This is a genomic window from Pseudomonas sp. EggHat1, from assembly GCF_014892995.1.
GTDB classification, from domain to species: domain Bacteria; phylum Pseudomonadota; class Gammaproteobacteria; order Pseudomonadales; family Pseudomonadaceae; genus Aquipseudomonas; species Aquipseudomonas chaetocerotis.
On record NZ_JACKQK010000001.1, the window covers coordinates 358807 to 380861 of the forward strand.

The 22055-nt window shown below is 60.7% G+C and carries 22 protein-coding genes and 3 tRNA genes; 12 read left to right on the top strand and 13 right to left on the bottom strand.

What is annotated here, in order from left to right:
• Positions 1-215: 215 nt before the first annotated feature.
• Positions 216-2516 (bottom strand): DUF1631 domain-containing protein, encoded by a 2301-nt coding sequence (locus tag INS93_RS01670; protein ID WP_192980067.1) that lies wholly within the window; start codon positions 2514-2516, stop codon positions 216-218.
• A 403-nt stretch (positions 2517-2919) separates the two neighbouring features.
• On the opposite strand from INS93_RS01670, the gene nadC reads away from it, so the two are divergent.
• A complete protein-coding gene (gene nadC / locus INS93_RS01675; protein WP_075745463.1) occupies positions 2920-3768 on the top strand; it encodes a carboxylating nicotinate-nucleotide diphosphorylase in 849 nt (282 codons plus the stop codon).
• 81 nt (positions 3769-3849) lie between these two features.
• Here the strand turns inward: nadC and INS93_RS01680 are convergent, their stop codons facing one another.
• The 6 genes from INS93_RS01680 to INS93_RS24865 form a co-directional block, all read right to left on the bottom strand.
• On the bottom strand, positions 3850-4761 hold the full coding sequence (locus INS93_RS01680) for an ABC transporter ATP-binding protein (protein ID WP_192980068.1): 912 nt from the start codon (positions 4759-4761) through the stop codon (positions 3850-3852).
• Complete coding sequence (locus INS93_RS01685; protein WP_192980069.1) at positions 4758-5597, bottom strand: hypothetical protein; 840 nt, start codon at positions 5595-5597, stop codon at positions 4758-4760. Before INS93_RS01685 ends, INS93_RS01680 begins: the two co-directional genes overlap by 4 nt.
• 2 nt (positions 5598-5599) lie before the next feature.
• Complete coding sequence (locus tag INS93_RS01690) at positions 5600-6241, bottom strand: hypothetical protein (RefSeq protein ID WP_226945272.1); 642 nt, start codon at positions 6239-6241, stop codon at positions 5600-5602.
• A 205-nt stretch (positions 6242-6446) separates the two neighbouring features.
• On the bottom strand, positions 6447-6629 hold the full coding sequence (locus INS93_RS24860; RefSeq protein WP_160019384.1) for a prepilin-type N-terminal cleavage/methylation domain-containing protein: 183 nt from the start codon (positions 6627-6629) through the stop codon (positions 6447-6449).
• A 77-nt stretch (positions 6630-6706) separates the two neighbouring features.
• Positions 6707-7171, bottom strand: coding sequence for a hypothetical protein (locus tag INS93_RS01700; RefSeq protein WP_192980071.1), 465 nt, complete (start codon positions 7169-7171; stop codon positions 6707-6709).
• Between the two features lie 18 nt (positions 7172-7189).
• Complete coding sequence (locus INS93_RS24865) at positions 7190-7375, bottom strand: type IV pilin protein (RefSeq protein WP_160019382.1); 186 nt, start codon at positions 7373-7375, stop codon at positions 7190-7192.
• Between the two features lie 228 nt (positions 7376-7603).
• Between INS93_RS24865 and pilB the strand changes: the two genes are divergently transcribed.
• The 5 genes from pilB (at position 7604) to yacG (ending at position 12375) form a co-directional block, all read left to right on the top strand.
• The gene (gene pilB / locus INS93_RS01710; RefSeq protein WP_192980072.1) at positions 7604-9304 is read left to right on the top strand and encodes a type IV-A pilus assembly ATPase PilB; all 1701 of its coding nucleotides are present in this window, start codon (positions 7604-7606) and stop codon (positions 9302-9304) included.
• 3 nt (positions 9305-9307) lie between these two features.
• Positions 9308-10528: a type II secretion system F family protein gene (locus INS93_RS01715; protein ID WP_160019380.1), complete on the top strand. Its 1221-nt coding sequence runs from the start codon at positions 9308-9310 to the stop codon at positions 10526-10528.
• Positions 10529-10531: 3 nt separating this feature from the next.
• Positions 10532-11398, top strand: coding sequence for a prepilin peptidase (locus INS93_RS01720; RefSeq protein ID WP_167371357.1), 867 nt, complete (start codon positions 10532-10534; stop codon positions 11396-11398).
• A 177-nt stretch (positions 11399-11575) separates the two neighbouring features.
• Positions 11576-12184, top strand: a complete 609-nt coding sequence (gene coaE / locus INS93_RS01725) for a dephospho-CoA kinase (protein WP_192980073.1) — start codon at positions 11576-11578, stop codon at positions 12182-12184.
• Positions 12181-12375, top strand: coding sequence for a DNA gyrase inhibitor YacG (gene yacG / locus INS93_RS01730; RefSeq protein ID WP_021487989.1), 195 nt, complete (start codon positions 12181-12183; stop codon positions 12373-12375). The genes coaE and yacG overlap by 4 nt, the downstream gene beginning before the upstream one ends.
• Positions 12376-12469: 94 nt before the next feature.
• Here the strand turns inward: yacG and INS93_RS01735 are convergent, their stop codons facing one another.
• Positions 12470-12685, bottom strand: a complete 216-nt coding sequence (locus INS93_RS01735) for a hypothetical protein (RefSeq protein WP_072423153.1) — start codon at positions 12683-12685, stop codon at positions 12470-12472.
• 107 nt (positions 12686-12792) lie between these two features.
• Positions 12793-13482, bottom strand: a complete 690-nt coding sequence (locus INS93_RS01740; RefSeq protein ID WP_192980413.1) for an energy-coupling factor ABC transporter permease — start codon at positions 13480-13482, stop codon at positions 12793-12795.
• Positions 13483-13690: 208 nt separating this feature from the next.
• On the opposite strand from INS93_RS01740, the gene INS93_RS01745 reads away from it, so the two are divergent.
• From INS93_RS01745 to INS93_RS01760, 4 genes are all read left to right on the top strand, one after another.
• Positions 13691-14320, top strand: a complete 630-nt coding sequence (locus INS93_RS01745) for a DUF1780 domain-containing protein (protein WP_004425012.1) — start codon at positions 13691-13693, stop codon at positions 14318-14320.
• Positions 14317-14865, top strand: a complete 549-nt coding sequence (locus INS93_RS01750; RefSeq protein WP_192980074.1) for an MOSC domain-containing protein — start codon at positions 14317-14319, stop codon at positions 14863-14865. The genes INS93_RS01745 and INS93_RS01750 overlap by 4 nt, the downstream gene beginning before the upstream one ends.
• Before the next feature lie 22 nt (positions 14866-14887).
• Entirely contained in the window at positions 14888-15061 is a 174-nt protein-coding gene (locus INS93_RS01755; protein ID WP_075745439.1) for a DUF3094 family protein, read from the top strand.
• 63 nt (positions 15062-15124) lie between these two features.
• A complete protein-coding gene (locus INS93_RS01760) occupies positions 15125-16426 on the top strand; it encodes an NAD(P)/FAD-dependent oxidoreductase (RefSeq protein ID WP_192980075.1) in 1302 nt (433 codons plus the stop codon).
• Positions 16427-16690: 264 nt separating this feature from the next.
• On the opposite strand, the gene INS93_RS01765 is transcribed toward INS93_RS01760, so the two are convergent.
• The 3 genes from INS93_RS01765 to INS93_RS01775 form a co-directional block, all read right to left on the bottom strand.
• A tRNA-Lys gene (locus INS93_RS01765) sits at positions 16691-16766 on the bottom strand.
• A 5-nt stretch (positions 16767-16771) separates the two neighbouring features.
• Positions 16772-16848: transfer RNA gene (locus INS93_RS01770), tRNA-Pro, on the bottom strand.
• Positions 16849-16857: 9 nt separating this feature from the next.
• Positions 16858-16933, bottom strand: a tRNA-Asn gene (locus INS93_RS01775).
• A gap of 206 nt (positions 16934-17139) precedes the next feature.
• Here INS93_RS01775 and INS93_RS01780 point away from each other — a divergent pair.
• Both INS93_RS01780 and INS93_RS01785 read left to right on the top strand, forming a co-directional pair.
• Complete coding sequence (locus INS93_RS01780) at positions 17140-19464, top strand: DUF1631 domain-containing protein (RefSeq protein ID WP_192980076.1); 2325 nt, start codon at positions 17140-17142, stop codon at positions 19462-19464.
• Between the two features lie 9 nt (positions 19465-19473).
• Entirely contained in the window at positions 19474-19806 is a 333-nt protein-coding gene (locus tag INS93_RS01785; protein ID WP_160019374.1) for a PilZ domain-containing protein, read from the top strand.
• A 251-nt stretch (positions 19807-20057) separates the two neighbouring features.
• Here INS93_RS01785 and ettA read toward each other — a convergent pair whose 3' ends face one another.
• Complete coding sequence (gene ettA, locus INS93_RS01790; RefSeq protein WP_192980077.1) at positions 20058-21722, bottom strand: energy-dependent translational throttle protein EttA; 1665 nt, start codon at positions 21720-21722, stop codon at positions 20058-20060.
• Positions 21723-22055: the final 333 nt, after the last annotated feature.

Consider the following 22055-nt stretch of genomic DNA (forward strand, 5'->3'; position numbering starts at 1 on the left):
TACGGCGGCCAAGAGCGAGGCCGCAACAGGATGTGCAAAGACGGGAAAATCTCACGCTAAAACGAAGAGTGGCAAACGTCAGCGGGTGGGCGATACCAATCAACCAAACGCAGACGAGAGTTTGTAGGAGCCAGCTTGCTGGCGATCATACGCTCGCCTGACAAGGACCATCGCCAGCAAGCCGGCTCCTACAGATATCAGCAGCGGAGTTGCTCTCAGGCGTTCTTCAACTTGCGCAAGTTGCCGATGACCGACTCCAGAGCGCGGTCGAACAGCAGCGCATCGTCAAGCAGGCGCACAGCGTTGCGGCGGAACTCCACCGCCAGCGCGTTGCGTGTCTTCTCCAGCACCTTCATGCCGGTGCGATTGACGAACACATACTTGCCAGTGGGTTTGATGATGGCCGCCAGCTTGCAGCGCAGCTTGTGCTCCTCATCTTCCTGGATTTCCACCCAGCTACCCACGCGCAGGCTGTCCACCTGCAGCAACGCTTCGTCGTCGTCCGGGAGCACCACGTCCGGTTCCTGCGGACGGGTCTGGCCCGGCGCGAGCAGAATGATCTCTTCGACCACCTCGACCATCGCCGGAGCGTCCTCGACCTCTTCGGCCGCCGGCAGCTCCAGCATTGGCAGCTCGATGCCGGCTTCACTCGGATCGGTGTGCACAGCTTCCTCGGCAACGACCGTCTCGGCTTCAGGCACCGCGCGCTTGAAGCGCTGGAAGGCCTGCACATGCAGCACTTCCAATTGGCTGAAGAATTCGCTGGTAGAGAACGGATCGAACGCAGCACTGGCCATGCCTTCACGCAGTGCCTTGAGCAAGCCCGGCACCAGCTCCAGCAAACGCAGACGCGCCTCGGGATCCTCGTGCGGGGCGACGCTCCAGACCAGGTCGTCCATGGTTTGCAGCGCAGCCTGCCATTCGTCCGAATCCACGCCATGCTTGAGGCAGGTAAGCATCAACACCTTGCTCCAGGCCTCCTGCAGCAGGCGCACTACCACTTCCGGCAGGGTCTTGCCCAGCAGCCGCTCGTTCAGTGCATGTTCGACCTGGCGGCGGGCCAGTTCGGCTTTGGCGCTGCCTTCCTCGGCGTCGCGGGTACGCTGCTCGAGCAGTTCGCTGCGACGACGCTCATCGCCCGTGAACGCCATGAACTCGGCCAGCAGCTCGGAGAAGATCGCAGGATCATCGACGAAATCGTTCAGCAGGCGCTGAACCACCTGTTCGATCTTCTGATAGAGGCTGTCACGCTGCGCATCGTCCTGATCGACCCACCCCAGCGCGGCAGAGGCGATTTCGTTGAGCAAGCGGCGCGCCGGATGGCTGCCACGGCTGAAGAAGGTCTTGTCCAGCACCGCCACCTTGAGCATCGGGATCTGCAGGCGCCCAATCAGTGCCTTGAGCGAATCCGGCAAGGTGCGGTCATCGAGAATGAACTCGAACAGCATCGACACCAGATTGATCACATCTTCGTCGACCTCGCCCACCACCCGCGCCTTGCCACTCTTGGCACTGGCACGTTCGAGCAATCGCTCCAGCTGGTCGCGAAGATCGAAATCCTCGACGCTGACCTGCGCCGGAGCCCGCTGCTGCATGTGCGACAACAGGCGCATCAGGTCGCTGCTGGTGATCGGCATTGCATCGGCGGCCTGAGCCCGGCGTGGCATCGCCGTGCCGCGCACTTGCGAGAGCAGATCCTGCAGCGCACCGAACACTTCCTGCACACCCTGATCGGCGCCTTCGAGCAAGGGAATGCCTTCCTCACCGGACGACTGGACATAAGCGGAAGCTGCCGGGCGCTGCTGACGGCGCGGCGGTGCGGATTTCAGTTCAGGCAGCACACCCGCGCTGACCAGCGCCTGATTGGCCTCGGCATAAAGACTGTCGCAACTGCCGAGCACGTACTTTTCGAACAGCTTGAGGATGATCAGCTTGACCTTGATCTCCACACCCAGGCTGCTGCAGGCGTCGAGGAAGTATTCACTGAGCAGGGTCGGGCCGAGCGGGTTGCTCTTGTCGTCCAGCTTCTTGCTGATCACCGCATTGAGGCGCGTGGTGAGATGACCCAAGGCAACAGCGTCTCGGCTCATCACCTTGGCCACCATGGCGTCCAGCGCCACGGTTTCTTCCAGCTCGTCGTTCTGCACCAGGCTCAGGCTGTCGAACGACACGGCATCCAGGGCTGGCTGAGGCTTGCCGATTTCGTACTGATTGAGATTGGCGAAGGACTCGAACACCTTCTGCAGAAAACCGCGCTCGATGTTCTTGCGCTTCAGACGCAGGTCGCGCATGGCCTCGAAGAACGCATTCTGCTCGGCATTGCTGGTCGCCCGATCCGCCATCTCGAAGAGGGTATCGTCCGCGTTGTCGAACAGGCTCTGCAGGTTCTGCTTGAGCTGTTGCGCCGCTTTGTCACGCACCTGAATCAGCGCCACGGGCAGTCTTCCTACCGGCGAAGTTGGCGATTGCTCTGCGGTGGCCTTGTTCAGGTGCACCACGTTCGCGTCGGTCTTCATTCTAGTCTCCCGCAGACTGCCCGAACTCGAGCTTCCTGGTCTGCACAGCGTCAACCGAGCGTCGTCCGTAACGTCAAAGGCCTGGCGTCAATAATGAAAAAAGTAAAGCCATTATAGGGAGGCCGCGCGCCATACCAAGCCAATTTTTCCTACAGACATGACCCAGATCACAGATAGCCACACGCCACCTCCAGACGGTAGCCCATACACGACAGCCGTATCTTTACAGCGTAACGCTGACAGCCCTGTGACGCTGCCCCGCTGGTCGGGCCGCGCCCGCCTTTTCAGGCGCTGCGACCCGCAGCGAATCCTTTTGCCCCGCGGTGGTTCCGAGCACACTCCAACCCATTGCCCTCCCCCTGCCTGCCTCTATAATCGCCGCTCGCCTACACCGGAGCCGATCATGCCCAACCTGACCCTCGCCGACCTCAGCAGCGAAATCGAAGCCAACGTCCGCCGCGCCCTGGCAGAAGACATTGGCAGCGGCGACATCACGGCCCAGCTGATTCCGGCCGAGCGCCTGGCCAGCGCCCGCGTGATCACGCGTGAAGAGGCCGTGATTTGCGGCACAGCGTGGGTCGATGCGGTATTTCGCCAGCTCGACCCGCGCGTCGCAGTGCATTGGCAGGTGCAGGATGGTGACAAGGTCAGCGCCGACCAGACCCTGTTCCGCCTCGAAGGCCCAGCCCGTGCCCTGCTCAGTGGCGAGCGCAGCGCCCTGAACTTCCTGCAGAGCCTGTCTGCCGTCGCCACCCGCTGCCGCCACTATGCAGACCTGGTAGAAGGCACCCAGGTAAAGCTGCTGGACACCCGCAAAACCCTGCCGGGCCTGCGTCTGGCACAGAAATACGCCGTGACCTGCGGCGGCTGCCATAACCACCGCATCGGTTTGTACGATGCCTTCCTTATAAAGGAAAACCACATCGCCGCCTGCGGCGGCATCGCCCAGGCCATCAACGCCGCCCACCAGATCGCCCCGGGCAAGCCGGTGGAAGTCGAAGTGGAAAGCCTGGAAGAACTGCGCGAAGCGCTGGAAGCGGGCGCCGATATCGTCATGCTCGACGAACTGTCACTGGAGGATATGCGCGAAGCCGTAAGACTCACCGCCGGCCGCGCCAAGCTCGAAGCTTCGGGCGGCATCAATGACAGCACCTTGCGCGTGATCGCCGAGACGGGCGTGGACTACATCTCGCTGGGGACACTGACCAAGGATGTGAAGGCGGTGGATTTGTCGATGAGATTGGCGTTGTAGAACAACGCCAGTCCCAAGAGCGGCTGCTACAGGGGCGGGAGAGATCGCAGCAAGCAGTCGGTGCGCACGGCGCACCCTACGTCAGGCACTCGTCTTTCGAGCAGCGCCATCAAGGATATTGAAGAACACCGTCTCCAACGAAACGGCTGGCTTGACCGTCAGAAGATGACCGCCCACCTGGTTCAGCTGTGCAATGAAGGCAGGCAGCTCGGCCTGCTGCACTTCACACTCGAACTCACCCTCACGCAGCACACGTAGCGGCTCACCTATCGGCTGCGCAGCGTGATAACGCACCAGCATATCGTCAGCACGCTCGGCAGCCAGTTCGCGCGGCGAGCGCACGGTCAGCAACTCACCCTTGTTGATAAAGCCGAAGCGGTCGGCAATACGCTCCACGTCATGCAGCACATGTGAGGTGAAGAAGATCGCCCCACCCTGTTGCTTGAACTCGGTGAGGATCTCCACCACATCCTTGCGCCCGACTGGATCAAGACCGGAAAGCGGCTCGTCCAGCACCAGCAACTTGGGCTGCACGACCATCGCATGGGCCAGCGCCACACGCTGAACATTACCCTTGGACAGCTCACGAATTCGCCGCTTGGCATTCATATCGACGGAGAAGCGCTCCAGCCAGTGCATGCATCTGGCATCGGCATCGGCCCCCTTGATCCCGTACATGGAAAGCCCCATGCGCAGGATTTCCAGCGGCGTGAACTGCTCGTACAGAGCCGGCGTTTCGGGCACGTAGGCCAGGGGCGCACGGGCCGAAGCATTGCGCGCATCCACACCATAGATGCTCACCTGGCCCTGATAGTCGTTGATGATGTCGAGCATCACCTTGATCGTCGTGGACTTGCCGGCGCCATTGGGCCCGACAAAACCAAAGACTTCGCCCTCGGCGAGCGCGAAGCTGATGTCTTTCAGCGCCCGAACCTCTTTGCCCTTGACGCGAAACGTCTGGCTGACGTTCTTGAACTCCAGCACAGCACTCACTGCTGATTCTCCATACCAGGAATTTTCAGTTCTCTGAATTCGATACGCCCGTCACGCAACTCGTAACCCAGTCTCAACGGGTCTTGCGGGAGCATAGCCATCTCCCCTGAGTCGACCAACTGCTGAAAATTCTGCAAAGGGCCATGAGCCTCCTCGTAGCGACGCTGGGCAGCCCGCAGATCGATCAACCCCTGCAGTCGTATCACCCGTTTGTCGAGCATCTCACGCAGTTTGGGATCATGAGTCGTATCACGCTGCTGCATCAGGTAATTGACTGCCAAACGCTCATCTGCCAGCGCCTCGGCTCGCAACATGATTGCCATGCGTCGCAAGGTGACAGCGTTCTCCGGCCAGCGCTCTGCAGACAACTCCAGGGCCTGCACCGCCTGCGTCTTGTCCTTCTCGAAAAAGGCCAGATTGACCCCATAGAAGAAGGGCGGGATACCGTCCCAGAAACGGCAATCCATGGCCCTGCGCAATACCTCGTTACCCTCGGCAACCGCGCCACCCCAGGTCAGCAAACCGTTGGCCAGGTAATAGTTGTCTTCGTGGCAGGCATTGAGCTGGGCGACGACCACCTGCGCCCGCACCAGGTAATGAATGTCGGCCTGCCCCTGGTCCACAGCCGTGGCAGAAAGGCGTATGGCCTCCATGTTCGCAGCGAGAAAGCGATCACCCGCATAAAGCGCGGTCAGGACCGGGGCTGACACCACAACACGGTCCTTGACCGTAGCATTGTGAAAGACGATCGGCTGACCACTGCGCCACAGCACCGCAGCCGCGAACGCCGCGAAACCGGCGAGAGCGAATAGAAGACTCAAGGAGCGCTTGAACATGATCAGGCGAAACGCTTGCGCTGCAATACCCACACCGCCAACCAGAGGAAGGCGAAGGCGTAGGCCAGGCAGCTGAGCACCAGCACACCCAGATCACTGGGCAGGAACTCCATGCGGCCATAAAGGGCCGTCATGCGGATGTCGAGGGAGCCCAGGTCGGGCAGCAGGTAGCCAAGCACACCGACGCCGGCTCGGTAGCTTTCCGCGCCCTCGACGACCCAGGTTTCGCGCGTCAGCAGTTCGATGATGGCCGCGAAGGAGCGCGCCATCAGCATGAAGCCCAGCGTACCGATCAGCACGAAACTGGGCGTGGAGGCGACCATGGCCAGGAAGACAGCCAGCGCCGTCAGCACCAGCAGATCCAGCCCGATCAGCGCCACGGTCGCGATGTAAGGCCAGCCCAGCGAAACGCCGGTGGCCTGGGCGTAGTCTTCACCGATCCAGGCAACCAGCAGGCCGAGTGCAACCGCCATCACGATCAGCACGCACGACATCAATACGACAACCGACGCGAAGCGGCCAAGCAGCAACCCCTGCCGGGCACGCGGATACGTCAGGGAAGAAAGAAAATAACGCCTGTCGAACTCGCGCGAGAGCAGCTCCTGCACCACCAGCACCATGATCAACGGCAGGATCAGGCGCATCACCGACAGCCCAACGTCCAGCCCTACGGTTGCAGGTTGGCGGCCGCTGAACTCGGAGGCCATCCAGACGATAAGAAATAATACAAAACCAGATATACCAACCAACCATAAGAAGCCCGCCCTGACAGATAAGCGAACCCCCACACACAGCTCAGAAAGTATTTGCATTGAAAACGCTTAATCAAATAAAAATCAGAAAAAAATATCAACGCCGTATATCAACCGAAAAAACTTTAATTGCGTTACTCACATCAGCCTGCGCACTTGAATCATTACTACGAGCTCGATACTCATTGAATTGAGGTATCGCAATCGCAGCAAGCACAGCAATAATAGCAACCACAATCATTAATTCAATAAGAGTAAAGCCGCCCGCGGTGCTCTTCATAAAAAATGATACCCGCACATTGAAAACCACAAAAAAGAAAGGGGAGAGCAGAACCCTCCCCTAGCCAACACATCTAATTATTGCTGCTGATTAACCAATTCTTGCACAGTGGCATCAGTGCATGCTGCGCTGAGCGACTGAGTTGCAACCGAGCCACCGGTAGTGCTGGCTCGATACCCACGATAACTCAGGCCAGCACTAAGCGTAATGGTGTCACCAACGTTATCGTCGTTACAGGCAGCGTTGTTGTATGTGGCAGCACCCTGACCATTAATACCAGTCTGAGCACAAACCAGCTGATTGCTACGACTACCGGCCTCATGGCAAGCGCCGATATTAATAGAGTTAGTTCCCTCGAAGCAGTCATAAGACCCCTTGACACCCTTCGACAGATTAACCTTCACATCTTCGCCAAGAACAGTACACGCACCAGTAGTACCACCGGTAATCACGGCGCCAGTGATTGCAGTTGGAGCCGCAACAGTGGAAACCGAAAAACCGAATGCAACAGCTGCAATCAAACCCAGCAGATTGTTCTTCATATCAAATTCCTCTATTAATTAGCGCTGAGCAGCGGTCATTACGCTGATACCATTCTTGGTGTCAGCCTGAGCAGTGGAGTCGTTCGCCTTGGCGCGATACTCGTTGAACTGCGGAATGGCGATGGCAGCCAGAATACCGATGATCGCAACGACGATCATCAGCTCGATCAGGGTAAAACCTTTTTGCTTCTTCAGAGACTTCATGGATTAACTCCTATGTGGTTAAGGTCAGCGACCTGCGGAGTACATAGCAGGTCGCGTGCCAACTCTGAAATACCGCTTTTTCAAGGATATCCAGCGTACCGGCCCAATTCACCTCACAGGAATTCGGCAGCATGTGACGCATTTGGTCACATCAGATAACTGCGCTTGGGCCGAGACGTAATATGGGCTATATAAGCAGGATCAATCCTCGGACCAAGCGCCTGCATCATGAGCGATACCGCCCAACTCACCGGCCTCGCCCGCCAACTGGTCAATGCCAGCCTTATCGACGAACGCACCGCCAGCCAGGCCTTTGCCCAGGCACTGCGCAACAAGATTCCGCTGGTGTCCTATCTGGTACAGAACAAGCTGGCCTCGAGCCGTGCCGTGGCCGAGATCGCCGCCGAACAGTTCGGCGTGCCCTACTTCGACCTCAGCGCGGTAGACAAGGAGCACCAGCCGAAGGATCTCGTCAGCGAGAAACTGTGCCGCCAGCACCGCGTATTGCCGCTCTACCGTCGCGGCAACAAGCTGTTCATCGCCCTGTCCGACCCGACCAATCACCAGGCCCTTACCGATGTTCAGTTCAGCACCGGCATCAGCACCGAAGCGCTACTGGTCGAAGACGACAAGCTGGGCGATGCACTGGACAAGTTTTTCGACGCCGGAACAAGCGGCATGGAAGAACTGGCCGACGTTGACCTGGACGGGCTTGATGTCGAAGCCGTCAGCGACGAAGCGGACGATGCTGGCGCCGGTAACGATTCTGACGATGCGCCAGTGGTGCGTTTCATCAACAAGATGCTACTGGACGCCATCAAGGGCGGCTCGTCCGACCTGCACTTCGAGCCCTACGAAAAAGCCTACCGCGTACGTTTTCGTACCGACGGCATGCTGCATGAGGTAGCCCGGCCGCCCATCCAGCTGGCCAGCCGTCTTTCCGCCCGCCTCAAGGTCATGGCGCAACTGGATATCTCCGAGCGGCGCAAGCCGCAGGACGGCCGGATCAAGATGAAGGTCTCCAAGACCAAGGCCATCGACTTTCGCGTCAACACCCTGCCCACCCTCTGGGGCGAGAAGATCGTGATGCGGATTCTCGACCCCACCAGCGCGCAGATGGGCATCGATGCGCTGGGCTATGAAGAGGAACAGAAAGAGCTGTACATGACAGCCCTGAAGCAGCCGCAAGGCATGATTCTGGTGACAGGCCCAACAGGCTCGGGCAAAACGGTATCGCTTTATACCGGCCTGAATATCCTCAACACCACGGACATCAATATTTCCACCGCGGAAGATCCGGTGGAAATCAACCTGGAAGGCATCAACCAGGTCAACGTCAACCCGAAACACGGCATGGATTTCGCCCAGGCCCTGCGCGCCTTCCTGCGCCAGGACCCGGATGTGATCATGGTCGGTGAGATTCGCGACCTGGAAACGGCCGAAATCGCCATCAAGGCCGCGCAGACCGGGCATATGGTGATGTCCACCCTGCACACCAACAGCGCCGCGGAAACCCTGACCCGCCTGCGCAACATGGGCGTGCCGGCATTCAACATCGCCACCTCGGTGAACCTGATCATCGCCCAGCGGCTGGCGCGCAAACTCTGCAACTGCAAGAAGGAAGTAACACTACCGCGCGAGGCCTTGCTCAAAGAAGGCTTCCCTGAAAGCAAGATTGGCAGCTTCAAGCTGTTCGCCCCCAATGGCTGTGACAATTGCAAAGGCGGCTATAAAGGAAGGGTGGGGATTTATGAAGTAGTTAAAATCACGCCCTCCCTGCAACGCATTATCATGGAGGAAGGCAACTCCATCGAAATCGCCGCGCAGGCGAAAGCCGACGGCTTCAATGACCTCCGAACTTCCGGGCTGTTCAAGGCGATGCAGGGCATCACCAGCCTGGAAGAAGTCAACCGTGTGACCAAGGACTAATCCATGGCGGAAAAAGCACTGAAAACCAGCGTATTCGCCTGGGAAGGTACCGACAGAAAAGGCGGCAAGATCAAGGGGGAGATCTCCGGCCAATCTCCCGCACTGGTCAAGGCCCAGCTGCGCAAGCAGGGCATCAACCCGCTCAAGGTGCGTAAAAAGGCGGTTTCCCTTTTCAGCGCGGGCAAGAAGATCAAGCCGATGGATATCGCCTTGTTCACCCGCCAGATGGCCACAATGATGAAAGCTGGTGTGCCATTGCTGCAGTCGTTCGACATCATTGCCGAAGGCTTCGACAATCCGAACATGCGCAAGCTGATCGATGAGATCAAGCAGGAAGTAGCTGCGGGCAACAGCTTCGCCGCCTCGCTACGCAAGAAGCCGATGTACTTCGATGACCTGTACTGCAACCTGGTCGACTCGGGCGAACAGTCCGGCGCCCTGGAAACCCTGCTCGACCGGGTCGCCACCTACAAGGAAAAAACCGAAGCGCTGAAGGCCAAGATCAAGAAGGCCATGACCTACCCTATTGCGGTAGTCGTGGTTGCCGTGATCGTCACGGCGATTCTGTTGATCAAGGTCGTACCGCAGTTCGAGAGCGTATTCGAAGGTTTCGGTGCGCAGTTGCCGGCCTTTACGATGGTGGTGGTGAATCTTTCCAGGTGGCTGCAGGAGTGGTGGTTCCTGGTAGTTTTCGCGTTATTTATTTCGTTCTACAGCTTCGGCCAGGCATACAAACGCTCGGAGAAGTTCCGCGATTCGCTAGACCGAGCGCTGCTCAAAGCCCCCATCGTTGGCCCCATTCTGTACAAGGCTGTAGTCGCGCGTTTTGCTCGAACCCTGGCAACCACGTTTGCTGCTGGCGTACCACTGGTTGACGCGCTGGACTCTGTGGCGGGCGCTACCGGCAATGTGGTGTTTCGCAATGCGGTCAACCGAATCAAGAATGATGTCTCATCAGGCTCGCAGCTCAACTTCTCCATGCGCAACACCGGGATTTTCCCAACCATGGCGGTACAGATGACCGCCATCGGTGAAGAGGCCGGTTCTCTGGATGAAATGCTGGATAAAACCGCCGGTTACTATGAAGAAGAAGTGGACAACGCGGTAGATAACCTCACCACGTTGATGGAGCCACTGATCATGTCTGTGCTCGGTGTGCTGGTCGGCGGCCTGATCATCGCCATGTATCTCCCCATCTTCCAACTCGGTTCGGTGGTTGGCTAAAACATGGCGTTCGACTTTATGGCCGACAATCTGTCGGCCTTTGTTTTTGTCTGTGCGATTTTCGGTCTACTGATCGGCAGCTTCCTCAACGTCGTGGTCTACCGTCTGCCGCTGATGCTGCAGCGCGATTGGCAAGGCCAGGCGCGGGAGGTACTGGAGTTACCGCCCGCCGCACCAGCAGAAACCTTCAACCTGCTTCTGCCCAACTCTTCATGCCCTGATTGTGGCCATGAGATAAAGCCCTGGGAGAACATCCCGGTCATCAGCTATCTGTTCCTGCGCGGCAAGTGTTCGAACTGCAAGACTCCGATCAGCAAGCGCTACCCCATCGTCGAGCTGGCCTGCGGGCTGCTTTCTGCTTATGTTGCCTGGCATTTCGGGTTCACCTGGCAGGCCGGCGCCATGCTGGTGCTGGCCTGGGGGCTGCTGGCGATGAGCCTGATCGATGCCGATCACCAGATTCTGCCGGACGTGCTGGTGCTGCCATTGCTGTGGCTGGGCCTGATCGTCAATTACTTCGGGCTATTCACCAGCCTGGAGGACGCGCTGTGGGGGGCGATTGCCGGTTACCTGAGCCTGTGGTCGGTGTACTGGCTATTCAAGCTGATCACCGGCAAGGAAGGCATGGGTTACGGTGATTTCAAGCTACTGGCGATGCTCGGCGCCTGGGGTGGCTGGCAGATTCTGCCGCTGACCATTCTGCTGTCGTCACTGGTCGGGGCGGTGCTCGGAGTAATCATGCTGCGCATGCGCGGCAGCGATTCCGGCACACCGATTCCCTTCGGCCCTTATCTGGCGATTGCCGGGTGGATCGCCCTGCTGTGGGGTGATGTGATTACCGGCAGTTATCTGAAGTTCGCCGGTTTTTGAGCTAATCCAGCAACACTCGTCACTCCCGCGAAGGCGGGAGTCCAGGAGTCATCCTGACTCCACAAGCTGGGTCCCCGCCTTCGCGGGGATGACGGATCGCGGTACACGCGGTTCGCATCGCATCCAATTCCCCCCTACAATCGCGGCCTTGAGCAGTAACGAGGCCGCATTGGCGTTATGAAACCCTGGATACTCGGCCTGACTGGCGGCATTGGCAGCGGCAAGAGCGCGGTAGCGCAAGGCTTTATCGAGCGTGGCGTGCACGTGGTGGACGCCGATCATGCGGCGCGCTGGGTGGTCGAACCGGGACGTCCGGCGCTGGCCAGGATCGTCGAGCATTTCGGCGCGGGCGTACTGCAAGCCAATGGCGAGCTGGACCGCGCCGCACTGCGCAAGCTGATATTTGCCGCCCCTGAGCAGCGCCGCTGGCTGGAAGGCCTGCTGCATCCGCTGATCGGCCAGGAGATCGTTCAGGTGCTGGCGCGCGCAGAATCGCCCTATGCCATTCTGGTGTCGCCACTGCTGGTCGAGTCCGGCCAGCGGCAGATGACCCAACGCATATTGGTCGTCGACACGCCTGCCGAGCTGCAGGTGCAACGCACCATCGCGCGCGACCAGAGTTCGGAAGAACAGGTTCGCGCCATCATGCAGGCCCAGGCCAGCCGCGAAGAGCGCCTGCGCCATGCTCACGACGTGCTGATCAATGATCGTGATATGGCCTGGCTGGACGCGGAGGTCGAGCGCCTGCACAACTTCTATCTGACCCTGCGTGGAGGCCAGCCATGACCATTACCGTTCAATGCCCAACCTGTAGCGCCCCCGTCGAGTGGAAAGCCGAAAACACCTACCGCCCCTTCTGCTGCGAGCGCTGCAAGCTGATCGATCTGGGCGCCTGGGCTGCCGAAGAGCATGCGATTCCCGGCAACGACCTGGAAGACGAGATGTTCAGCGGCGAGCTGCCAACAAGACCGCATTGACGAGCAATCGCGGCTGAAGCCAGTCCTGCGGTAGCGCCTACGGAAGACCATCAGCATCATGCGCGCAGGCGGTGCGCATGGCGCACCCTACGGCTCAGGGGCGCATGAAGGCGTAATCGCGATCATCGTCGAGGTTGTCGGCGAGAAACTGCAGTTCGCCGGCCAGTTCCTGAGCGTCGCGCAGCGCCTTGTTCTGCTGCACGATTTCCGCCAGCAGCGCACGCAATACCATCAAGCGCTCGAAACCCTGGGCTTCGCCGTCGCGCAAATCATCGTGCAGGGCGCTTCTGGCCCAGCTGTGAATACTCATGTTCAAGTCCCTCGGAAGCGGTTTTCACAGCATGGCGGCAGACCCGCCCTGAGCTTTGATCAGGATCAATCCCGGCAGCGCCATTCAATCGGCCAATACAGCGCCATTCACTCGCCGTGATCACCCTCCTTCCAGGGCGCCTGCAGATAGCGGCTGCGATTGAAGGTTTCCAGCCAGTCCGGGTAGAACACCACGAGCGCGGTGACGATGGTGCCGTTGATAAAGGCTTCAGGGAACGCCACCAGCCACAGGTAGCCGGCAAAGTCGTCCAGCCAGGGTGGCATGGGGAACAGCCCGTCCATCCACAACAGGGCAAGGCCGCCGAGCAGCGTCATCAGCGTAGCCAGCGCTGCCGGAAAGAAACCGCAGAAGAAGATATAGACGAACAGGTTACGCGGCTGCGCGCGCTCGACACGGATCGCGCACAGCTCGGTGATCAGCACCGGAATCAGCACCAGCAGCACGCCGTTGATGCCGAGCGAGGCCAGGTCCATGCGACCGATAGCCAGCAGGCCAAGCTGCGCCGCCAGGCCCGCCAGCACGGCAAGTGGCCAGTCGAGCAGCAGGGTTACGGCGGTCATGCCGATGAAGTGATAGGAAAGCCCGGAGTCGAAATCGCGGCGCACCAGCCATAGCAGAAACAGCGCGAGCATGGTGCCGAACAGCAGATGCTGGCGGCGCAGGTCACTGAACAGCTCGACCCAGGGCGCCCGTGCTATCGCCCAGAGCAGCGCCAGCCCATAGACCAGCCAGCCGCCCAACAAGGTGGAGAAAGCCAGTAGATTGGAAGCGATCATGCGCACACCCTTCTCTTCATTCATCGCCGTGCCAGGGAGTCTACACCGGCACTCGGATTTGATTTTGCCGGCAGAGCAACTGCAATGGCGACTGCCCTGCCATTGATCGACAACAGCCAACAAAGCCCAGCTGGATTTCCACGCTCACTGGAACGACTGGAGTTGCCGGCACTGGCAAGCCAGCCTGCGCTGCAGCTAAGCTTCGGACATGGACGATTCCGACTATCTGCGCCTGCTGACGCACCAGGCCGAACAAGCCAATGCCTTCCTCTCCAACGCCAAGAAATGGGAGCGTGAGCGTTGGGTTTGTCAGCGCCTGCTGCAAGCGCTGAACGTGCGTCACCACAGCGATGACTTCACGCCCAGCGGCCAGGAGCCGCCGGACGTGCTGTTTCGCGATGCCAATTTCGAAGTGTTTTTCGTGCTCGATGAGGGCCGGCGCCTGAATGACGAGTGGCGCGCCGAGCTGGAGCGGCGACGCAGCGCCTTTTCCCTGAGCCAGCTGGTACGCCGCGAAGCACGCCCCAAGCGCATTCCGGCCAGCGAGATGCAGGCGAGGCTGGCGCCGACCTTGCGCAAGAAGGCGCATAACTACCGCGAGCGCGGCATCGACCTCGGCGAACTCGACCTGGTCGCCTTCGTCAGCCTCAAGCGCGCCGTGCTCGATTGCAACAGTCATTTCCCGCCACCCACCGAATACCTGCGCCAGGGCTGGCGCTCGCTGTCGCTGGTCGGTCCGCGCTTCGCCCGTGTGCTGTTCGCTCACCCGGACGCGCCGGACTTTCTGCGGCAAAATCTCGGACGCAGCCTGCTGTTCGACATCGGTATCGGCCTATGAGCCCCTTGCAGGAATTGCTGGCCGATGTACCGCAGGTCGGCCAGGTGCGCTGGATAGGCGTACGCCCCAGGGCACGTGAGGCAATGCTCGAAGTCGAAGTCGTGGAAGCGCGGCGTGAAGCCGGGCTGACCGGCGATCACAGCCGCCCCGGGCCACGCAATGCGCGGCAGGTCACGCTGATCCAGTGGGAGCATCTGGCCGTCGTCGCAGGCCTGCTCGGTCGCGATGCGCCCATGCAGCCCAGCGAGCTGCGCCGTAATATCGCGGTCGCCGGCATCAATCTGTTCAGTCTCAAGGGCCGGCGTTTTCGCATTGGCCAGGCGCTGCTGGAAACCACCGGCTGGTGCCAACCCTGTGCCCGCCTGGAGGAACGCCTTGGTCGCGGCACCTTCCAGGCCATGCGTGGCCATGGCGGTATCACCGCTCGCGTGATCGAGGGCGGCATCATTCGCCTGGAGGACGCCGTAAGCGTTGAAATCCTTGACCCATTATCTGACCCGCAGGACAACGACGCTCGCCAAGGCTGGCGGGCACGCCTAGAATAGCGGCATTCAAGCAGAGGCCCCCATGACCAGTCGTCTGAGCCCCGAAGACCAGCAGAAAGTCGACCACTACCTGAGCGCACCGCAGCATCAGGTTGAACGTCAGCCATTTCGCGTCTGGCGTCTGCTGGCGGTGGTCATGGTCGTGACCATTGGCCTGGGCCTGCTGAGCCGCCTTCTGAGTCGACTGGTGCTATGAGCTGCCTTGCGCTCGCCCTCTCGCACTCACACCGCATTTTTCAAAGCCTTGTGAGCAATATCCATGTCCCATCGCATCGTGATTGTCGGCGGAGGCGCCGGCGGTTTGGAGCTGGCCACCCGTCTGGGTAGAAAACTGGGCAAAAGCGGCGCCGCCCGAATCATTCTGGTCGACGCCAACCTCACCCATATCTGGAAGCCCCTGCTGCACGAAGTGGCCGCCGGCTCGCTGAACTCCTCAGAAGACGAACTGAACTACGTGGCCCAGGCCAAGTGGAATCATTTCGAGTTCCAGCTCGGGCGCATGTCCGACCTCGACCGTGCCGGCAAGAGCATCACCCTGGCACCGACTCTGGATGACGACGGCCAGGTGCTGATGCCTGAGCGTCGGATCACCTACGACAGCCTGGTCATTGCCGTTGGCAGCACCACCAATGACTTCGGCACGCCTGGCGCCGCCGAGCACTGCATTTTCCTCGACACTCGCGCGCAGGCTGAGCGCTTCCATCGCCGTATGCTCAGCCACTACCTGCGCGCGCACGCCAACGAGAGCGAAGACGGCTCGAAAATCGACATTGCCATCGTCGGCGCTGGTGCCACAGGGGTCGAGCTGGCAGCAGAACTGCACCACGCCGCCAAGCAACTGGCTGCCTATGGCCTGAATCGCATTCGCCCCGAAGATATGCGCATCACCCTGATCGAAGCGGGGCCGCGTGTGCTGCCTGCCCTGCCCGAGCGCATCGCGCGTCCGGTGCATAAGACCCTGGAGAAGCTCGGCGTCACCGTATTGACCGGCGCCGTCGTCAGTGAAGTGACTGCCGATGGCCTGAAAACCGCCGACGGCAACTTCATCCCGGCCAGCCTGAAAGTCTGGGCTGCCGGCATCCGCGCCCCCGGTTTTCTCAAGGATCTCGATGGTCTGGAGAGCAACCGTATCAACCAGTTGCAGGTTCGTCCGACCCTGCAAACGACGCTCGATGACGACGTGTTCGCCTTTGGCGACTGCGCAGCCTGTCCACAGCCCGGCACCGAAGGCCGCAACGTGCCGCCACGCGCCCAGGCAGCGCATCAGCAGGCATCGCTGCTGTCCAAGTCGCTACGCTTGAAGATCAGCGCCCAGCCGCTGCCGGAATACCACTATCGCGACTACGGCTCGCTGATCTCGCTGTCGAGCTTCTCAGCGGTCGGTAACCTGATGGGTAATCTGACCGGCAGCGTCATGCTCGAAGGCTGGCTGGCACGGGTGTTCTACGTGTCGCTGTACCGCATGCACCAGATGGCCCTGTATGGCGTGCCACGCACCCTGCTGCTGATGCTCAGTGATCGCATCGGGCGCAGCACCGAGCCGCGTCTGAAACTGCACTGAAGCAGCGGAAACAAGCGTTGTAGGGTGGGCCGGGCGGCGATCCGCTTCAGCCCACCTCTCACCCCCGCTAGTGGGCTAAAGCCCACCCTACGAGCTAGATGCGGACGCAGGGCGGGACAGGGGGAGACGAGCAGATGCGTAGCCCGGATGAAATCCGGGACGCTCTCGATACAGAACAGCCGCCCCGGGCCGCATTCGAGCCACGCCGCAAAACCCAAACGCAAAAACGAAAAAGCCCGCACTAGGCGGGCTTGTTCGTTGTGGTGGTGGGTCGTGTAGGATTCGAACCTACGACCAATTGGTTAAAAGCCAACTGCTCTACCAACTGAGCTAACGACCCAAAAATGGTCGGGGTAGGGGGATTCGAACTCCCGACATCTTGCTCCCAAAGCAAGCGCGCTACCGGACTGCGCTATACCCCGATAGGAAGTTGGCTCCGCGACCTGGACTCGAACCAGGGACCCAATGATTAACAGTCATTTGCTCTACCGACTGAGCTATCGCGGAACTTCGGTCTTCCAGCTCTGCTGCGCTTCGGCTTTCGCTTTACCGCTTCAGAGGCGCGCCATTTTACGTAGCAAAATTTCCCTGTCAACCCCTGCAAACTGCTTTTATGACAATGCTTTGCAGGCAAGCCATGGACTACTATATGTTTCATCGAACTGCGGCACGACGCAGGACGCGCCAGCCGACGACGCCAGTCAGGACAGTCCATGAGCAACCAGGACAAGCCCCCCATTCACCCCAAGGTGGTCAGCCTCGCCAGCCGCGGTATACAGCCGCGCTTCAGCGATCTGGTACAAGCCTGCCGCAAACTGGTGATGAATCGACTGGCGGAGCATCTGAGCGGTGTATTCGGCCAAGTCGATGACACCCTGTTCGAGTGCGCCGAGAAAGCCGAGAACAACAAGGTGCAGACGTTGTTCTTCGACAACATGCGCGAGATCCGCCGCCAGCGTCCACAGATCGAGCGCAGCTACCACCAGGCCATCGCCAACAATTTTTCCGATTTCCTCGACGGCAAGCTGCAGGATCAGACGCCGGCCGAAGTGGACCCCGAGCAGTTGGCGCTGGTGCAAAACGAGGATTACGAAGAAACCCTGCAAGTCACCAATATGGTCAGCCGGGTCAAGGCACGCTGCACCCAGCCGCTATTCGCTCTGGAGCAGCGCCTGGCACTGCTCAACAACGGCCAGAAGCTCGGCGAGGACAGCAACCCTTTCGGCCCACAGGCCATTGCCCAGGCGTTTCGCGATGCGCTGGCGCCCTGCCCCTTCCCACTGCAGATCAAGACCATCCTGTACATGCTCTTCGATCGCCATGTGATGCAGAGCCTCGATTCACTCTACGGCGCACTCAACCAGCGCCTGATCGATGCCGGCGTGCTGCCCAACCTCAAGTACAGCGCGCAGATCAATCAAAGCGTCAGCCGCCCCGATGCGCCTCAGGCAGAAGCCCCGACACCCCAACAGCAAGCACCGGGCAGACCGGGCGCGACGTCTGCCCCCGAGGAACCGGCGCTGTTCGACCTCGATCTCAGCGCACCGCCGCCGAGCGATCCGGCCGCGCTGTTCAGCGGCCTGTCCAGCCTGCTAGGCGAGCATCGCCAGAGCCACCCGGACGCCCCGCTGCTGGGCGGCACACGGAGCATCATCAGCTTCTCACCGCGCGAGGCCAGTCGTACCTACAGCGCCAGCGAATTGCTTGCTGCGCTCAATCGCATGCAACAGCAGTCGGCCCACGAACTGGCCCAACGCCTGCACCAACCGCAAGCCGTTGAAGGCCTCAAGGCCGACCTGCAGCAACAATTGGAATCGCACAGCAGCCTGCCGGGCGACAGCAAGGTGTCCGATCAGGAAGCCGACGTGATCGACCTGGTTGGCATGCTGTTCGACTTCATCCTCGATGACGAGAACCTGCCAGACGCCTGCAAGACCGCACTTTCGCACCTGCATACGCCCTACCTGAAAATTGCGCTGCAGGACAAGGCGCTGTTCACCCAGCACCACCATCCGGCGCGACGCCTGCTCAACACCATGGCCCAGGCTGGCGTGCTTTATGGCAGCGAAGGTGACGAACGCAGCCTGCTGGCCAAGATGCAATGGGTGGTCGAACGGGTGATTCACGGTTTCAGCGGTGACCTGGCGCTGTTCGACAGTCTGATCGAGGAGTTCAACGAATATGTCGAGACCCTGCGCCACAAGGTCGAACTGCGCGAACGCCGCGCGATAGAGGCTGCCAAGGGCCGTGACCGCCTGCTTGGGGCTCGCGAGCAGGCACTTGAGGTGGTTCAGCGATGCGTCGGGCAACGCAACCTGCCGACAATCATCCGCAATTTCCTCGAGCTGACCTGGGCCGACGTCCTGGTTTTCGTCTTGCTGCGCCATGGCGAGCAGAGCACGGAGTGGAAGCGCTCCTGCGAAGTGGCCGAACAGCTGGCCTGGAGCGGCACACCGCTCGGCGAGGCCGAGGTGCTGCAATTGCAGGAACAGCGCGTGCCCATGCTCAGCGACCTGCGCAAGGGCCTGGAATTGCTCGGCGGCTACCATGAGGATGGCATCCGCCGCCTGCTGCAGGACCTGGTGGCATGCCAGCATGCGGTGCAAGCCAAACAACCGCAGTTGGCCGACCAGCTCAAACCCACCCTGCCAGAAAGCCCTCTGGGCGCCATGCTCGGAGAGGATGCCGATCTGGCTCGCCAGGCACCTTCGCGCAGCAAGCTCTCGGCACATGCACAAGCCCTGGCCAACGAATTGGCCAGCGTCGAATTCGGCACCTGGTTCGAGTTCGTCGAGGGCGGCAAGAGCCGCGTACTCAAGCTTTCCTGGTTCAGCCCGACCACGCACAACTACATGTTCGTCGACCACAGCGGCCAACGCGTGGCGATCAAGCCGCTGACCCTGCTGGCCAGCGAGATGGAAAAGGGCCTGGCCCGCATCGTGACACCCGAACGCGCGACGCCACTGGTGGATCGCGCGCTGACTGCCATTTACCGTGTGCTGCAGCGCTTCACTGGGCGCACGGCCGAACCCCGCTGAGGAATTCCCATGGAAGAGCGTCGTCAACACAGCCGCCATGGTACCGAAATGCAGCTGGAGGTCTTCGACCTGAACAGCGGACAGCGCCTGGGCCGTATAGTCGACCTGTCTGCCGATGGTTTCATGCTGTTCAGCGACACCCCCCACACCGCCGACGCGGTGCTGGAATGCCGTCTGGTGTGCACCTCAGGTAGCGATTCGGTACAAGAAGTGCGCCTGGGCGCCGACTGCCTGTGGAGCCGCCCCGGCGCCGACGGCCAGCATTGCTGGGCCGGCTTTCATATCATCGATCTGGCCGAGGATCAGGCCAAGGCGCTGGAAAGCCTGCTGGCCAGGCTCTGAAGTAGGGTGCGCTGTGCGCACCGATATTCCAGCGTAACCGGTGCGCACAGCGCACCCTACGAAACCAAAGCAGCCTTTGGTGGGGCCCCGCCCCGGTTAGCGACGGGGCGCCGTGCGCCCATAACGAAAAACGGAGCCCGCAGGCTCCGTTTTTTCATCTCAGCATAACACCGGGATATCGCATAGCGGGTTACGCGGCGCACTCTGCTCGTGAAACCAGCCGATTACGTGCTTGGCGCCACTAACCCGTCCTACGCCAGCTTCTTGTAGCGCACGCGGTGCGGCTGCGCGGCGGCATCGCCCAGGCGTTTCTTGCGGTCGGCTTCGAACTCGGTGTAGTTGCCTTCGAAGAAGTTGACCTTGCCATCGTCCTCGTAGGAGAGGATATGCGTGGCGATACGGTCGAGGAACCAGCGATCGTGGGAAATCACCACGGCGGCGCCCGGGAAGTCCAGCAGCGCCTCTTCCAACGCGCGCAGGGTTTCCACGTCGAGGTCGTTGGACGGTTCGTCGAGCAGCAGCACGTTGCCGCCCTGCTTCAGGGTCAGCGCCATGTGCAGGCGACCGCGCTCACCACCGGAGAGGTCCTTGACGAACTTCTGCTGGTCGGCGCCCTTGAAGTTGAAGCGCCCGACGTAACCGCGCGACGGCACCTCGTAGTTGCCCACCTTGATCATGTCGAAGCCGTCGGAAATCTGCTCCCACACGGTCTTGTTGCCCTCGAGCATCTCGCGGCTCTGCTCGACGCTGGCGATCTGTACGGTTTCACCGATCTCGATATGGCCGGAATCCGGCTGCTCCTTGCCGGTGATCATGCGCAGCAGGGTCGACTTACCGGCACCGTTACCGCCGATCACGCCGACGATGGCGCCTTTGGGAATGCTGAAGGACAGGTCGTCGATCAGCACGCGGTCGCCGAAGGACTTCGACACGTTGTGGAAATCGATGACCTTATCGCCCAGACGCGGGCCAGCCGGGATGTAGATCTCGTTGGTCTCGCTGCGCTTCTGGAATTCCTGCGATTGCATTTCCTCGAAGCGTTGCAGACGCGCCTTGGATTTGGACTGACGCGCCTTGGCACCCTGGCGCACCCACTCCAGTTCGGCCTTCATCGCCTTGGCGTGTGACGCCTCGGCCTTGGCTTCCTGGGCCAGACGGTTGGCCTTCGATTCCAGCCAGCCGGAATAGTTACCCTCGTAAGGGATACCGTGACCGCGGTCGAGTTCGAGAATCCAGCCGGCGACGTTATCGAGGAAGTAACGGTCGTGGGTGATGGCCACCACAGTGCCGGGGAAATCGTGCAGGAAGCGCTCCAGCCAGGCGACCGAGTCGGCGTCCAGGTGGTTGGTCGGCTCGTCGAGCAGCAACATGTCTGGCGCCGACAGCAGCAGGCGACACAGCGCCACGCGGCGTTTCTCACCACCGGACAGGTGCTCGATCTTGGCGTCCCAGGCCGGCAGACGCAGGGCGTCGGCGGCGACTTCCAGCTGACGCTCCAGGTTGTGACCATCGGAAGCCTGCAGAATGGCTTCGAGCTTGGCCTGCTCGGCAGCCAGGGCGTCGAAGTCGGCGTCCGGCTCGGCGTAAGCGGCGTAGACCTCGTCAAGACGGGCCTGGGCCTGCTTGATCTCGCCTACCGCCTCTTCGACGATGTCGCGCACCGTCTTGCTCGGGTCGAGCTGTGGCTCCTGTGGCAGATAGCCGACCTTGATCCCCGGCATCGGACGGGCCTCACCGTCGATCTCGGTGTCGACGCCGGCCATGATGCGCAGCAGCGTGGACTTACCGGCGCCGTTGAGGCCCAACACGCCGATCTTGGCGCCTGGGAAGAATGACAGGGAGATGTCCTTGAGAATTTCACGCTTCGGCGGGACGACCTTGCTGACCCGATGCATGCTGTAGACGTACTGAGCCATGGAGAACCTGACTGGTGAGAATGAGGGCTGAAAATGGCGGGCCTTGCAGGCACTGCGAAAGCGTTGCGAGTGACGAAACCAGCAACGCCTGCAGTCTGACCATCTGGCGCATGCCGGCTTGGCCGCCGTATTACCGGCTGCAGGCAGTTTTCACGAAGCCTGCAGCGGGGCGTTTGCAGAGACCTTAGCCCCTGCTGGAGCGAACGCCAAGTACCGCGCGGACAGTTCACGCGCGCGGCGCAAAACTACCGGAATGTGCGTGGCAGGGCAAACCTACGTTCGTCGGCGCAGCTGGCACTTGGCCACGTTTGCAGGCATTCTAGCCGGCTCGCG

What these genes read in the sequence shown, in the direction of transcription:
- yacG (WP_021487989.1), top strand. Translation starts at nt 12,181, where the DNA reads ATGACCATTACCGTTCAATGCCCAACCTGTAGCGCCCCCGTCGAGTGG.
- nadC (WP_075745463.1), top strand. Translation starts at nt 2,920, where the DNA reads ATGCCCAACCTGACCCTCGCCGACCTCAGCAGCGAAATCGAAGCCAAC.
- pilB (WP_192980072.1), top strand. Translation starts at nt 7,604, where the DNA reads ATGAGCGATACCGCCCAACTCACCGGCCTCGCCCGCCAACTGGTCAAT.
- INS93_RS24860 (WP_160019384.1), bottom strand. Translation starts at nt 6,629, where the DNA reads ATGAAGAGCACCGCGGGCGGCTTTACTCTTATTGAATTAATGATTGTG.
- coaE (WP_192980073.1), top strand. Translation starts at nt 11,576, where the DNA reads ATGAAACCCTGGATACTCGGCCTGACTGGCGGCATTGGCAGCGGCAAG.
- INS93_RS01755 (WP_075745439.1), top strand. Translation starts at nt 14,888, where the DNA reads ATGACCAGTCGTCTGAGCCCCGAAGACCAGCAGAAAGTCGACCACTAC.
- INS93_RS01760 (WP_192980075.1), top strand. Translation starts at nt 15,125, where the DNA reads ATGTCCCATCGCATCGTGATTGTCGGCGGAGGCGCCGGCGGTTTGGAG.
- INS93_RS01690 (WP_226945272.1), bottom strand. Translation starts at nt 6,241, where the DNA reads ATGCGCCTGATCCTGCCGTTGATCATGGTGCTGGTGGTGCAGGAGCTG.
- INS93_RS01720 (WP_167371357.1), top strand. Translation starts at nt 10,532, where the DNA reads ATGGCGTTCGACTTTATGGCCGACAATCTGTCGGCCTTTGTTTTTGTC.
- INS93_RS01685 (WP_192980069.1), bottom strand. Translation starts at nt 5,597, where the DNA reads ATGTTCAAGCGCTCCTTGAGTCTTCTATTCGCTCTCGCCGGTTTCGCG.
- ettA (WP_192980077.1), bottom strand. Translation starts at nt 21,722, where the DNA reads ATGGCTCAGTACGTCTACAGCATGCATCGGGTCAGCAAGGTCGTCCCG.
- INS93_RS01745 (WP_004425012.1), top strand. Translation starts at nt 13,691, where the DNA reads ATGGACGATTCCGACTATCTGCGCCTGCTGACGCACCAGGCCGAACAA.
- INS93_RS01740 (WP_192980413.1), bottom strand. Translation starts at nt 13,482, where the DNA reads ATGATCGCTTCCAATCTACTGGCTTTCTCCACCTTGTTGGGCGGCTGG.
- INS93_RS01785 (WP_160019374.1), top strand. Translation starts at nt 19,474, where the DNA reads ATGGAAGAGCGTCGTCAACACAGCCGCCATGGTACCGAAATGCAGCTG.
- INS93_RS01715 (WP_160019380.1), top strand. Translation starts at nt 9,308, where the DNA reads ATGGCGGAAAAAGCACTGAAAACCAGCGTATTCGCCTGGGAAGGTACC.
- INS93_RS01670 (WP_192980067.1), bottom strand. Translation starts at nt 2,516, where the DNA reads ATGAAGACCGACGCGAACGTGGTGCACCTGAACAAGGCCACCGCAGAG.
- INS93_RS24865 (WP_160019382.1), bottom strand. Translation starts at nt 7,375, where the DNA reads ATGAAGTCTCTGAAGAAGCAAAAAGGTTTTACCCTGATCGAGCTGATG.
- INS93_RS01780 (WP_192980076.1), top strand. Translation starts at nt 17,140, where the DNA reads ATGAGCAACCAGGACAAGCCCCCCATTCACCCCAAGGTGGTCAGCCTC.
- INS93_RS01700 (WP_192980071.1), bottom strand. Translation starts at nt 7,171, where the DNA reads ATGAAGAACAATCTGCTGGGTTTGATTGCAGCTGTTGCATTCGGTTTT.
- INS93_RS01735 (WP_072423153.1), bottom strand. Translation starts at nt 12,685, where the DNA reads ATGAGTATTCACAGCTGGGCCAGAAGCGCCCTGCACGATGATTTGCGC.
- INS93_RS01750 (WP_192980074.1), top strand. Translation starts at nt 14,317, where the DNA reads ATGAGCCCCTTGCAGGAATTGCTGGCCGATGTACCGCAGGTCGGCCAG.